This window comes from Neobacillus drentensis, from assembly GCF_036966985.1.
GTDB classification, from domain to species: domain Bacteria; phylum Bacillota; class Bacilli; order Bacillales; family Cytobacillaceae; genus Neobacillus; species Neobacillus drentensis_E.
The window spans coordinates 1-14326 of the sequence record NZ_JBALSN010000605.1; the positions used below are offsets into that span (position 1 = coordinate 1).

Genomic DNA, 14326 nt, shown 5'->3' on the forward strand with positions numbered 1-14326 from the left:
CAAAATAAGTAACAAATAAATAAAATTTGTATTGTAAATTATCTGAATTGTATTTACAATAGGGTTAGTTAATGTAATCGCTTTCTTAAGGGGGATATGAATGAAGATTTTATTATGCTGTTCCGCAGGTATGTCTACAAGTCTATTGGTTTCGAAAATGGAAGTAAGCGCCAAATCTCAGGGGGTCAGTTGTGAAATTTGGGCAGTTGGTTCTACTGAAATAAATGACCAGATTAAGAAGGCAGACGTACTGCTTCTTGGTCCACAAGTTCGCTATTTGCTGCCTCAGCTTAAAAAGGCAGGAGAAAAGCAGGGTATTCCAGTAGATGCTATTAACCCACAGCATTATGGGCTTTGCAATGGAGAAGAGGTTTTGAAACAAGCAATGAATCTAATTAAAGGGGTGTAGGTATCATGATGAATTTTATTGATAAATTTATTATGCCTTTTGCAAATAAGCTTGGTAACAATAGGCATCTTCTTGCTATCCGTGACGCTTTGGTGGGAATGATCGCGATTACGATGATTGGTTCGTTAGCCGTATTATTAAACAATCTAGGAAAAGTACCTGGTATTGGAAAATATTATGAAAAATTAATGATCTCTCTTTTCGGCGAAACGTGGACAACATTGGGAGGAGATATATGGTGGGGCACACTTGCCTTTATGACGATATTTGCTGTTTTCGGGATTGCGAATAAATTGGCAAAATCTTACGGGGACGATGGGTTCGAAGCGATGCTGGTAGCCGGTGCAGCTTTCTTTGTTCTGATTCCTCAAGTTGCCAATGTATCGATTACTCCAGAGGGTGGCGAGGCAGTCACCGGTGGAGCGTGGGGATTTATTGGTTGGAATTATTTCAATGCCACAGCCCTTTTTACTGGTATTATTGTTGCGATTGTCGCGACTGAAATCTTTGTTCGCTTAGCTAAGATCAAGTTTTTGATTATCAAATTACCTGACGGTGTTCCGCCAGCGGTATCTCGTTCATTTGCAAAGCTTCTTCCAGGAATGGCAACCATTTTTACCATTGGGTTGTTTGGACTCATTTTACGCAAATTTATTAGTGATGGCGCTTATTTAAATGATTGGATCAACAAAGTACTCGTTTCTCCGCTTACGGGTGCAGTAGATTCCATGCTGTTTGCTATTTTAATCGTATTCTTGGTGCACGGATTTTGGATACTTGGTCTTCACGGTCCAAACATTCTTGGAGGTATAACAACGCCTTTAATGACCAAACTGGGACAAGAAAATGTAAATATGTATGCACAAGGTGTTGAGGATTTAGGAAAATACCACATTCTTTCAGGCTCGTTTTTGGATGCCTTTGTGTATCTGGGTGGTTCTGGTGCCACTTTAGGTTTATTGGTAGCAATGTTTATCGCCGGCCGCAAACGTAATAAGCAATTAATCGCGTTAGGTACACCTCCAGGGATATTTCAAATCAATGAACCTATTCTTTTCGGATTGCCAATTGTTTTGAATCCCATCTGGTTTATTCCGTTCATACTAGGACCGATCATCATGACCATTGTCGCCTATACATCTATTAGTTTAGGTTTGGTTCATCCAGTTGTTGCTGATATCCCATGGGTGACTCCTGCGATTGTAGGTGGATTACTAGCAACTGGCGGACATGTTTCTGGTGCTATTTTAGCATTAGTGAATTTAATCATTTCTGTCGCTATTTATCTGCCTTTTGTTATCGCTCAAGGACGGATTGATACAAGAAGAGAAAAGATTGAAACATCATCCCAACCTACTGATACCTTAAATATGTAAAATAACCAATAAATAAATGATCATCCAGAGGTGTTTAAAAATGAAAGAAGGTTTAAAAATCGTTACGATAGGCGGAGGATCGAGTTATACCCCCGAACTTATTGAGGGATTTATTAAATATTATAATGAATTGCCAGTCCGTGAATTATGGTTGGTCGATGTGGAAGAAGGCAAAGAAAAGCTTGAAATTGTCGGTAATCTTGCAAAAAGAATGGTTGAAAAGGCAGGAGTCCCGATTAAAATCTATTTGACGTTTGACCGAAAAGAAGCGTTAAAGTCCGCGGATTTTGTAACTACTCAATTTCGCGTAGGTTTGCTTGAAGCACGTATGAAGGATGAGAGTATTCCATTGAAACACGGTGTACTTGGCCAGGAAACAAATGGACCTGGAGGTTTATTTAAAGCACTTAGGACCATTCCAGTCATCCTTGATATTTGCCGGGAAATGGAAGAGGTTTGCCCGAATGCCTGGCTCATAAACTTTACAAATCCTGCCGGGATGGTCACAGAGGCTGTCCTTCGCTATAGTAATATTGATAGAGTGGTAGGTTTGTGTAATGTTCCTATTGGAATGGAAATGGGCGTTGCAAAACTATTAGGAGTAGACCATAGCAGAGTAAGAATTGATTTTGCAGGATTAAACCACATGGTTTACGGATTAAATGTTTTTGTCGATGGTGTATCCGTTAAGGATCAGGTGATTTCCCTAATTAATGATCCAGAGAAAAGCATAACCATGCAAAACATTCATTCCATGGGTTGGGAACCTGAGTTCTTGCGGGCGTTAGATGTTTTTCCATGCCCGTATCATAATTACTATTATAAATTTGGTGACATGCTAGAAAAAGAATTGAAAAATTATCAAGAAGGCGGAACACGTGCCGAGGTCGTTAAAAAGCTTGAAGAAGAGCTATTTGAGTTATATAGAGACCCTCATTTAGCCATTAAGCCGCCTCAATTAGAGAAAAGAGGCGGCGCCTATTATAGTGATGCAGCTGTAAGGCTCATTCACTCGATGTATACGGATAAACGTGACATTCAGGCAGTTAACACCATAAATAGGGGAGCGATCTCAAGTCTCCCTTTTGATTCCGCTGTAGAACTCAGCTGTATCATTACAAAGGATGGGCCGAAACCTATTTCTGTGGGCGATTTACCTATACAAGTTCGTGGACTTGTTCAACAAGTGAAATCATTTGAAAGGGTAGCGATTGAAGCGGCAATTAGCGGGGATTATGCAACAGTGTTACTGGCCATGACAATAAATCCTTTTGTACCAAGCGATCGTGTGGCAAAAGTCATTTTGGACGAAATGCTCGAAGCACATAAGGAATATTTACCCCAATTCTTTAATTAATAGTAGGTGAGGGAAACAGGAATGGAAAATTTAGAACAAGTAATATTTCAAATTATTCTCCATGGCGGCAATGGTCGAAGCGCTGCGATGGAAGCAATGATCGCAGCAAAGCAAGGAGACTTTGAAGGAGCAAGAGAAAAATTAAAGGAAGCAGATGACGCATTAAATGAGGCTCATCATATTCAGACATCTCTCATTCAAGGGGAGATAAGGGGAGAAAAAACGGAGGTCTCTTTACTTATGATTCACGCACAAGATCATTTAATGAATGCGATGACCGTGAAGGATTTGGCTGAAGAAATGGTTGAACTATATTATAGAATAAATTGATTTGATAGGAGATCAAAACATTAATTTTTTTCAAAGAATGACACAGCTATCTTGTATTATAAAGATGATGCTGTGTTTCGCCAAAAAATCATTAAGGTGATTAAATCATGATTAAATTAATTGTTAACGCAGACGACTTTGGATTCAGCTATGGAGTAAACCATGGGATTATCGACAGTTTTTTGTATGGAATTGTCAATTCTACCACGATGATGATGACCATGCCTGGGACTGAACATGCCATTCAATTGGCAAGAAAATATCCAAATTTACGGGTAGGGATTCATCTTGTCCTAACATGTGGGAAACCATTAGTTGACAATGTACCTTCATTGGTTGATGATACTGGGCATTTTAAATTCTTGTCTACATTTAACCCTACAGTTATTTCATTAGAGGAACTGGAAAGAGAGTGGACTGCTCAGATCGAACGATTTATCGGCACTGGACTTAAACCAACTCATCTTGATAGTCATCACCATGTTCATACCTTGAAAGAATTAAATCCAGTTATTAAGAGTTTATCAGCAAAATTCAAACTGCCAGTAAGGAAGAATGGGTTTGATTCCATTGACGGTGTGGACTCTTTCTCAGACGTATCATTATTTGATTTCTATGGTGAAGGTGTCAAACCAAATTATTTTACAAAGTTGAAAGAACGATTTAAGGAGGGCATGACAGTGGAAGTGATGTGTCACCCGGCATACCTAGATAATAACCTATTACACGGGTCATCCTATGCTTTTCAGAGATTAACAGAGTTAGAAATTCTGACATCAGTAAAATTACCTAAAGCCATTATTTTAATGTAAACTGTTTGACGATCCTATATCAAGACGATAAGTAAATTAGTCTCAATAAGAACCTTGTAGTCACCTATTTAGTATTATTAGGTGACTTTTTTGCGTGTTCTAAAGGTCAGGAGTTGGCAGGAAATTGTGAATAGTTTGTAAAAAAAGAATAAAAGAGTAATAATGATTTATAATTACTTACGAAGAGAGGATGTATAACCCTTGGAATGGAAACAAGCTTTGAGAAACCTTCTTCCAGCAGAACAAATCAGTGAAAATCCAACGATATTAGAACATCACAGCAAAGATGAATCTTATCACCAACCTGTGAAACCAGATATTGTAGTTTTTCCAAAAAATAAGCAAGAGATTTCAGAGATTATGAAAATAGCATACAAGTATAAAATACCAGTTGTCCCTTTTGGGGCAGGTTCCAGCCTAGAAGGACATCCAATCCCCGTTTCAGGCGGGATCTCGATGGATTTCCAATTCATGAATAATATCATTGAAGTAAGGGAAAATGACCTTCTTGTAAGGGTTCAGCCGGGTGTGACTCGAAAACAATTAAATAAGGCACTTAAAAAGTATGGTCTCTTCTTTCCAGTAGATCCTGGTGCAGACGCGACGATTGGCGGGATGACGAGTACGAATGCGTCAGGTACAACCACCGTTAAATATGGTGCCATGAAAGATGTAGTAAGAGGTCTTGAAGTAGTCTTAGCGAATGGAGAAATGGCAAACCTAGGCGGGTTAGCAGCTAAATCTTCTTCAGGGTATAATTTAACGCCTTTATTTGTTGGCTCAGAAGGAACATTAGGAGTTTTTACTGAAATCACTTTAAAAGTTTTTGGAATTCCGGAAGCGACACTTGCATGCAGAGCCGTCTTTCCTACTGTCGAACATGCGATTAAGGCCGCGAATGCTATGGTCTCCTCAGGCATCCCCATAGCCCGTATTGAACTTGTAGATGCTCGTTCTATGAAACAAGTAAATATACATAACGAAACTATATACCCTGAACAGCCAACTCTATTTATGGAGTTCCACGGAAATGAAGAAGGGATAAAGGCCGATGTTAAATTCGCCAAAGAATTAGCAGATTTAGAAGGTTGTTCTCAGTTTGAATATGAAACAGACTCTTTGAAAAAAGCGAAGTTGTGGGAGGCACGTCATACCCTAGCATATGCCTTTAAACACGGTTATCCAGCGAAGAAAAATATGAGTACGGACGTGTGTGTACCATTATCTAAGCTTCCGGATGCCATTTCTCATGCAAGTGCGTTACTTGAAAAGTATGGATTGATTGGCGGCATCGTTGGGCATGTGGGGGATGGAAACTTTCATGCATTAATTATGATTGATCCGAATGACCCCATTGAGTCAGATAATGCACATACAGTTAATCAAAAAATTGTAGAATTTGCGATTGATTGTGGCGGAACTGCAACCGGTGAACATGGAATTGGTCTTGGGAAGATTGACTACTTATATAAAGAACATGCCAGTTCAATACATCTAATGAAAATGATAAAGGACCAGTTTGATCCACTTGGAATATTAAATCCGGGGAAGATGTTTAAATAATATAAGATTCAAATGTTTTCGTAATATACGTCGATTTTACGAATTTTCCGAAAAATAAGTTGACACTTACGGACAAACCGTGTTATAAACACAATAAGAAATTTTAGTACTTAAAAGTATGAAAGTATGAAATAATATTGAAAAAGTGAAATAAACAGGGGGAAATACGATCATGGAACAACGTAGCAAAATATTAGACTGTACCATTCGTGATGGAGGATTAGTTAACAATTGGGATTTCAGTGTCGAATTTGTTCAGGACTTGTATGAAGGCCTAAGTGCTTCAGGTGTTGAATACATGGAGATTGGTTACAAAAATTCTCCTAAACTTCTTAACGCGACCGAGCCCAATCCATGGAGATTTCTTGATGATAACTTCTTGAAAGAAATTATCCCTGTGAAAAAGTTTACCAAGCTATCAGCTTTAGTAGATATTGGGCGTGTAGATCCCAATGATATTCTCCCTAGTGAGCAAAGTGTTCTAGATATGATTCGAGTGGCTTGCTATATCCGTGAAGTAGATAAGGGCTTAGAACTTGTTCAAATGTTCCATGATTTGGGTTATGAAACTTCTCTAAACATTATGGCATTATCAAGTGTACCTGAACAACAGCTGATTAAAGCGTTCGAATTGGTGAAGGAAAGCCCTGTCGATGTGGTCTATATTGTTGATTCTTTTGGAAGCTTAGACCCAGTAGATATTGAGCACCAAGTGAAAAAATTTAAAGAAATGATCCCGAACAAACAATTGGGAATCCATACACATAACAATATGCAGTTAGCCTTTGCCAATACCTTAACTGCACTTCGTAATGGGGTTACCTACCTGGATTCTTCTGTATATGGCATGGGACGGGCAGCAGGTAACTGTAACACAGAACTTCTCGTTAGCTATATTCAAAAATCAAGCTATGAAATTAAACCAGTACTTGGAGTCATTGAGAAGCACATGCTTGAAATGCGTGAAAAGTGGGAGTGGGGCTATATCATTCCTTATATGATTTCAGGTGTACTGAATGAACATCCACGTGTGGCCATGGCTTACCGTGATAGTGCTGACCGTGATAAATTTGTAGATTTTTATGACAAGGTAACATCACCTGAAAGTACAGTGGCTACAACATTAAAATAGTTGATTTATCAAAGTACCTCTTTCGAAGGGGTACTTTTTTATTTTTACTAAAAGTTATGTTTCCAGAAAGAAATCTGAGTTATAAAAGGATATAATGAAGTTTGTGCAATTCTATGAAGTTCAACAGGGGGTATGCTGCCTGAAATCCAAAAAAATATCGCTGCAGATAAAAATATTTGGGCTCGTTCTATTACTAGGGCTATTTTTAATCCTTCTGCTTACAGTATTTTTCAGTTATATGGAGAGTAAACAAATAGAGGAAAACAGGGGCAGGATGGCGTTGGAAATTTCAAAAACGGTTTCATTTATACCTACGATCATTTCTGCGTTTCAAACTAGTGATCCATCCAAAACAATACAGCCATTAGCAGAGAAGATTCGAAAAGAAACCGGTGCTGAGTTTGTTGTCATTGGAAACAAAGAGGGAACAAGATTTTCGCACCCTTTACCATCCATGATTGGTAAGAAAATGAAGGGCGGAGATAACCAAAGGGCGATTCAGCAAGGGGAATATTATGTCTCTAAGGCGAAGGGTTCACTAGGGCCTTCAATAAGAGGTAAATCACCTATTTTTAATAAAAGGGGTGATGTGATCGGAATCGTTTCTGTGGGATTTCTGCTTGAAGATGTCCATCAGCAAATAATGAATAATCTTACCAAGGTAATTCTTGTTTCTCTTTTCGCATTTTTGGTTTCTCTTTTTGGAAGTATCCTGCTGGGGAAAAATATTCGCAAAGATACTATGGGGCTAGAACCGTTTGAAATTGCGGCACTATATAAAGAAAAGAATGCTGTGCTTCATGGAGTGAAAGAAGGGATTTTAGCTATTAATAAAGAGGGATACATCACGATGATGAATCAGCCTGCTAAGAGACTATTACAAATAAACGGATCAGTCCGCCATATAAAAGTAGATGGGCTGTTTCCTTCTGATTATTTATATGAAGTTTTAAAATCGGGAAATCCACAAGTTGATAAAGAAATGGTCTGGAAAGAAAAAACGGTTATTGTCAACTGTACTCCACTTTTTGAAGAGTCTGGAGTAAGTGGAGTGGTTGCTTCTTTTCGTGATAAAACAGAAATTGAGCAAATGTTAAACACCCTATCGGAAGTAAATAGCTATTCGGAAGATCTTCGTGCGCAAACACATGAATACACCAATAAATTATATGTGTTATTAGGACTGCTTCAGCTAGGAGAAAATGAACAGGCAATTGAAATGCTCCAATCTGAAACACAGGTGTTGCAATTTCAGAATTCTATTGTTTTTAACCATATCAAAGACACGAAAGTCCAAGCCATTCTTTTAGGAAAATTGGGAAAGGCTTCTGAAAAGAAAATAAAATTTGAGATCATATCTGATAGCTTTTTAAAGGAATTGCCATCCCATTTTAAGCTTTCGAACTTAATTGTGATTCTTGGAAACTTAATTGACAATGCCTTTGAAGCTGTCTATGGTGTGGATTCTCCTACGGTGAAATTCTTCGCTACAGATATTGGCAGTGATATCATATTTGAGATAGCGGATAATGGGAAAGGAATATCTGATGTAGAAATTCCACTCCTATTTTCAAGAGGGTTTACATCTAAAGAAGGGTCTGAGCCGCGGGGATTTGGCCTTTCCAATGCAGAGGATGCAGTGTTAGAAATGAATGGTATGATTGAGGTGCAAAGTACCAAGGAAAGTGGAACTGTCTTTACCGTATACCTACCGAAGGAATTCGAGAGGAGTGAAAAATTTGAATAGGATAAAAGTTGCAATTGCAGAGGATGATTTCAGAATAGCCGATATCCATGAGAAATTTTTAAATAAGTTTAAAGAAATCGAAGTGGTTGGAAAGTCATTAAATGGGGAGCAAACTCTCGAACTGTTACAGGAGAAAAATCCCGACTTATTGATTCTTGATGTCTATATGCCAGACATGCTTGGGTCTGATTTGCTTCCAATCATTCGAGAGCGTTTCCCAAAGATAAGTATTATTATGGTCACAGCGGCGACGGATAAGATTTTCATTGAAAAAGCTTTAAGCTATGGGGTAGAAAATTATTTAATTAAACCTGTAAATAGGGAAAGATTTGACGAAGTGGTCTTAGAATTTATTAAAAAGCACTCCCTCCTCTCGTCAGGACAAGCGGTAGACCAGAATTATGTTGATCTCCTTTTCGGTAATAATAAGATTGAAAAGGCTGGGAAGGGTACAGGATTACCTAAAGGAATTGATGAAATCACCCTTGGAAAGGTGAAAAAAGCCCTACAATTGAAAAACCAGGGACTTTCTGCGGAAGAAGTAGGGAAGGAAATAGGTGCTTCTCGAATTACAGCACGGAGATATCTAGAGTATCTATCCTCCATAAAGGAGGCAAAGGCTGAAGTAGTGTATGGAATTGTCGGGAGGCCAGAAAGAAAATATTATCCTGTTAAGTGAGGGTGCCAATTGGCATCCTTTTTTCATGTTTAGCCTGTCGTGAACAAAATGAACAAAATATAGAATAATGTACGATAATAACTTTATTTTGGAAACGTTTTCACCTTAGAATATTTAGATTATTATTAATTTACTAACAAAAGGGGGTAAAATGATGCTGGCAATTTTAGGATTTTTAATGATTTTTATTTTTATGATACTAATTATGACAAAACGTCTATCAGCGATGATTGCTTTAATGGTGGTGCCGGTTGTATTTGCGTTAATTGGCGGTTTTGGAAAAGAAATGGGACCAATGGCGCTTGAGGGGATAAAAAGCGTGGCACCAACAGGAATTATGATTCTTTTTGCTATTCTCTTTTTCGGAATTATGATTGATGCAGGCGTATTTGATCCGATCATCTCGACAATCTTGAAAGTAGTAAAAGGGGACCCAGTAAAAATAGCGATTGGAACAGCAGTACTTGCCTTATTAATTTCCCTTGATGGTGACGGAACGACTACATATATGATCACCATTTCAGCGATGCTTCCATTGTATAAACGAATTGGCATGAGACCTTTGGTCCTGGCAGGAATTGCTGTATCTTCTTCAGGTGTAATGAACCTTCTTCCATGGGGAGGACCTACTGCTAGAGCAATGACAGCATTACATCTTGAAATGGGGGATATCTTTACTCCGGTAATCCCTAGTATGATCGGAGGCGTGTTGTTTGTATTATTTATGGCCTACTGCCTTGGAAGAAAAGAGCGCAAACGTGTTGGAGTTGCAGAAATAGATTATAGCACGATGGCAATGATGGCAGCTACTTCTGAGGATGCTTATCTGAAACGTCCAAAACTAATACTTGTAAACTATCTATTAACCATTCTACTTTTGGTTGCATTAATCCAGGAATTACTTCCTTCTGCTGTATTGTTTATGATAGGTTTCGCCATTGCGATTACGCTTAATTATCCAAATATAAATGAACAAAAAGAACGAATCATGCACTACGCGGATAATGCATTATCTGTTGTTTCCATGGTGTTTGCTGCAGGGATTTTTACGGGCATTCTTTCAGGGACTAAAATGGTGGATGCCATGGCACAAACGATGATTACTCATATTCCCGATGCTCTGGGCTCCCATTTTGCTCTTATTACAGCAATAGCTAGTGCTCCATTTACATTTTTTATGTCCAATGATGCCTTTTACTATGGAGTTCTACCATTGCTTGCTAAAGCAGCAAGTGTGTATGGAATTGATCCAGCAATGATTGGAAGAGCATCACTATTAGGATTACCAGTTCATTTATTAAGCCCTTTAGTACCGTCCACTTATTTATTAGTTGGGATGGTTGGAGAAGATTTCGGAGATTTACAGCGCACTTTTCTAAAATGGGCATGCGGATCAACAGCAGTGATGATTTTAGTTGCAATTATTTTGTCTATTATTCCAGTCTAAAAGTAAGTACTTAGTCCAAAGACTCTTTTGAGAGTTTTTGGACTAAATTTGATTTTAAGGGAGTAAAAAAGGAGAGCTTTATGGATGTATTCTTTCTTATCTTATTGAATGTCATTTTACCTGTATTTTTATTGATAGGAGCTGGTGTATTTCTTCATCGAAAATTTAAGTTTGATATGAGCACCTTATCAAAGCTAAATACTTATTTTCTAATGCCTAGTGTAAGTTTTGTCAATATTTATCAAAATAATGTTGGCGGAAAAACACTAATACATATTCTTGGCTTTTTAGTACTCCAATGTTCATGCTTAATGATAATTAGTGCTCTTATATCTAAAGCTGCAAAATTTGAAAGCAGCCTATCTTCATCATTTAAGAATAGCGTGGTCTTAAATAACTCAGGAAATTTTGGATTACCCGTGAGTCAACTTGTTTTTCAACATAACCCATTGGGCGCATCCATACAGATTGTGGTGATGATTTTTCAGAATTTACTTACCTATACGTATGGTTTATTTAATTCCGTTTCCGTTGATCAACGTGGAGTTACAGCAATGAAGGAGTTTCTAAAAAACCCCGTCATTTATGCCTTTTTATTAGGATTGATCCTCCATATCTATCATATTAATATCCCAACATTTTTATGGACTCCGATTAATAATACTTCCAATGCTTTTTTGGCAGTGGCGCTAGTTACGTTAGGTGCACAAAGTGCATATTTAAAAATAACTCGCTTCTCTTTACCATTGATTCTAAGTTTATTTGGCCGATTAATCCTATCTCCGTTGATAGCATTCATCATTATTTTATCATTAAAGCTGGATGGCACTACGGCACAGGCGCTGTTTATTGCAAGTTCTTTCCCGACATCAAGAAACAGTGCTCTGTTCGCTTTAGAATATGATAATCATCCAGAATACGCTGCACAAGTTGTTTTGTTGTCTACTTTACTTAGCATGATAACTGTAACCACTGTTGTTTTTTTATCGACAATTTTATTTTAACTTTGTGAAGACCGTTTATTTATTTAAACGGTCTTGTTGTTGACATACTATATTGTTAAACTCTATAACATTAAATATAATGAGAATAGTTTGATAGTTAAAAAGAATAAACAATCAATCTTAAGAAGAGGGTAATGACTGTATGAATGAGGAGTTTATAAAAACCGCGAATATTAGCTATCAGATGGCTGAGCAAAAAGCTGCTCATTATTTTCATTCCCTTTATAAACAGGTAATGGAAAAGACCTATGTCGAGATACTCACAAAAGATATCCAATCCTGGAAACGAAACCATATTCGTCATCATTCAATCTTATCCTTCTTTTCACGTGGCAAGGGAAAACCTGATTCTCGAGCGTATCACAATTATATCCAATGGCTCAATTACACTGGTAAGTTAGATAATTATTTAGATCGAAGTATTTCTTATATTTTCATGCGCGATATGGGAAAAGCATTGGATTCCCCAGAGACACAGAACAGGGTTCGAAGTGTCGTTGAAAGTTTAAAAAATCACCTGACTCACTCTGGAACAAATAATGGAAGTATCAATAATGAGATGTTTAGCATGGCGGGGTTATACCGTTTTGCACAAAAAGAGGGCATCGAATCCACATTGATCTGGTTATTTAACAAACTAAAGACCGTGTCTGCTAATATTCCAATCGGGATGGATGCTGCAAATGCCGAGCGAAAGCTCATTAAGATCGTCGCCGGGGTACTCATGAATGAAATGGAAGAGATGAGTGATATGTTATCCGCCGAAGAGCGTTCGCAAAAACTTGCTGATGCGATCAGACTGGGGTATTCCTATGGTTTGACCTATCCCTTTATTGACGACCTTCTTGATGCAGGAATTCTATCTATAGAAGAGGAAAAACAATATTCGGATTTGATACGCACCAGCCTCATTACAGGAATCGTTCCTAAATTAGGTAATTGGCCGGGAAAAAATGTGAATCTGATCCGATTTATTCATTCCGAACTCCGAGATGCCTTTGAGTACATAACATCTAGTCTGCGGTCAGAAACGAGAAAGAAATTTTTCGAGCAGGCCTACGTGTTTTTTCATTCTCAGGAAGTTGACCGTATAAAGGATTTATCCAATCCTAATTACAAAAATGAAGAACTATATATCCCAGTCATATTAAAATCCTCTTCATCTCGATTGATTGTTCGCTCGGTAATTAATGCCCCAGAGGATGAAGGCTTTGATAATCGCACCTTCTTTTACGGTATTTACAACCAGCTTGCGGATGATTTTGCCGATATGTATGAAGACTTGAAAGATGGCAGGGTAACACCCTATACCTATTATTTAAAATATCATGATCAGCGTGCAGATCTGATTAACCCATTTGAATTATATTGGACAGTTATTTCTAATTTGATCCATCAGGTGTATCACTCAGATAGCAAGGCTAGAGAGGTGATTCTCGACCGGGCAATAAACGGCCTTAAGCGCTATAAAGAACGTATGGGTACCGATAAATATAACGAGGTGATGAAGCTTTTTGCTTCAGGGAATTCTCCATTCAATCGTGTCATTCAAAAAATGGTACGTAAAGCGGATGATGTTGATTTCTTTGATAAACTACTTCGAGATCATATGATAACAACGTTGAGGAATCAACGGAACGAACAGGAAATCTTTAAAGAAACGGTTGAAACGATTCGTCAGGAAATCAACCACATCTTAAAAATCCCGAAGACCGAGGATGTTGAGCCAATAATTGATGCTGCAAACTACAGTCTGGAAGGTGACGGAAAGCGACTAAGGCCAATCATGACTTGGGTTATGGGAGTAAACGAATATGGTCTAAATAAGTCAGCCATCGTGCCGCTTTTGAAAGCATTAGAATATTTGCATACGGCTTCCTTAATCTTCGATGATTTGCCATCCCAGGATAATGCCTCTACCCGTAGAGGGCGTCCAACTCTCCATCAAGTATTTAACGTTTCTATCGCGGAATTAACGGGACTTTTCCTGACTCAAAAAGCAATTGAGGAACAAGCATCACTGGACCAATTCGATTCGAATACTGTGCTTCAACTAATCCACTATTCAGCTCAGATGACTGCAGTTATGTGTAAGGGTCAAGCTATGGATTTGGATTCTAAAGGGAAACAATTGACTCTAGAACAATTGAATACAATGTGCTTTTATAAAACTGGTGTAGCATTCGAAGCATCGTTGATCATGCCCGCTATTCTTGCCCGAGTGAAGGAGTCCGAAATAGCCGCCTTGAAAAAATTCGCCCATCATGCCGGGATTGCATTCCAGATAAAGGATGATCTGCTTGATGTTGAAGGGGATACGAAATTATTAGGAAAACCAATTGGCAAAGATGCAGAAAACAACAACTCGACCTTTGTGTCTATCCTAGGTTCTGATGGGGCTAGAAAAGAAATGTGGGAACATTACTGTCAGGCGATGGAAGCATTGCAAGAGCTACCGCGCAATATTCCT

Annotated in this window: 12 protein-coding genes (1 of these 12 cut by a window edge); all 12 read left to right on the plus strand. The window is 38.2% G+C overall.

Annotation, left to right across the window (positions count from 1 at the left end; all coding sequences use genetic code 11):
• The first annotated feature begins 100 nt into the window (after positions 1-100).
• Positions 101-409, plus strand: coding sequence for a PTS sugar transporter subunit IIB (locus V7659_RS28830; RefSeq protein WP_335543480.1), 309 nt, complete (start codon positions 101-103; stop codon positions 407-409).
• Between the two features lie 5 nt (positions 410-414).
• The gene (locus V7659_RS28835) at positions 415-1785 is read left to right on the plus strand and encodes a PTS sugar transporter subunit IIC (protein ID WP_335543481.1); all 1371 of its coding nucleotides are present in this window, start codon (positions 415-417) and stop codon (positions 1783-1785) included.
• Positions 1786-1825: 40 nt separating this feature from the next.
• The gene (locus V7659_RS28840) at positions 1826-3142 is read left to right on the plus strand and encodes a 6-phospho-beta-glucosidase (protein ID WP_335543482.1); all 1317 of its coding nucleotides are present in this window, start codon (positions 1826-1828) and stop codon (positions 3140-3142) included.
• Between the two features lie 21 nt (positions 3143-3163).
• A complete protein-coding gene (locus V7659_RS28845; protein ID WP_335543483.1) occupies positions 3164-3472 on the plus strand; it encodes a PTS lactose/cellobiose transporter subunit IIA in 309 nt (102 codons plus the stop codon).
• A 107-nt stretch (positions 3473-3579) separates the two neighbouring features.
• A complete protein-coding gene (chbG, locus tag V7659_RS28850) occupies positions 3580-4284 on the plus strand; it encodes a chitin disaccharide deacetylase (RefSeq protein WP_335543484.1) in 705 nt (234 codons plus the stop codon).
• A 201-nt stretch (positions 4285-4485) separates the two neighbouring features.
• The gene (locus V7659_RS28855) at positions 4486-5847 is read left to right on the plus strand and encodes an FAD-binding oxidoreductase (RefSeq protein ID WP_335543485.1); all 1362 of its coding nucleotides are present in this window, start codon (positions 4486-4488) and stop codon (positions 5845-5847) included.
• 172 nt (positions 5848-6019) lie between these two features.
• The gene (locus tag V7659_RS28860; RefSeq protein ID WP_335543486.1) at positions 6020-6979 is read left to right on the plus strand and encodes an aldolase catalytic domain-containing protein; all 960 of its coding nucleotides are present in this window, start codon (positions 6020-6022) and stop codon (positions 6977-6979) included.
• 274 nt (positions 6980-7253) lie between these two features.
• A complete protein-coding gene (locus tag V7659_RS28865; RefSeq protein WP_335543487.1) occupies positions 7254-8726 on the plus strand; it encodes a sensor histidine kinase in 1473 nt (490 codons plus the stop codon).
• Positions 8719-9405 carry a response regulator gene (locus V7659_RS28870; RefSeq protein ID WP_335543488.1) on the plus strand — a complete coding sequence of 229 codons (687 nt, stop codon included), beginning with the start codon at positions 8719-8721 and terminating at the stop codon, positions 9403-9405. Before V7659_RS28865 ends, V7659_RS28870 begins: the two co-directional genes overlap by 8 nt.
• Before the next feature lie 154 nt (positions 9406-9559).
• Positions 9560-10852 carry a CitMHS family transporter gene (locus V7659_RS28875; RefSeq protein ID WP_335543491.1) on the plus strand — a complete coding sequence of 431 codons (1293 nt, stop codon included), beginning with the start codon at positions 9560-9562 and terminating at the stop codon, positions 10850-10852.
• An 80-nt stretch (positions 10853-10932) separates the two neighbouring features.
• Positions 10933-11856 (plus strand): AEC family transporter, encoded by a 924-nt coding sequence (locus V7659_RS28880; RefSeq protein ID WP_335543489.1) that lies wholly within the window; start codon positions 10933-10935, stop codon positions 11854-11856.
• 142 nt (positions 11857-11998) lie between these two features.
• A protein-coding gene (locus tag V7659_RS28885; RefSeq protein ID WP_335543490.1) for a polyprenyl synthetase family protein crosses the window boundary here: on the plus strand, positions 11999-14326 show its 5' portion. The gene runs 30 nt beyond the window's last position; only the first 2328 of its 2358 coding nucleotides appear in the window; its start codon is at positions 11999-12001; its stop codon lies beyond the right edge, outside the window.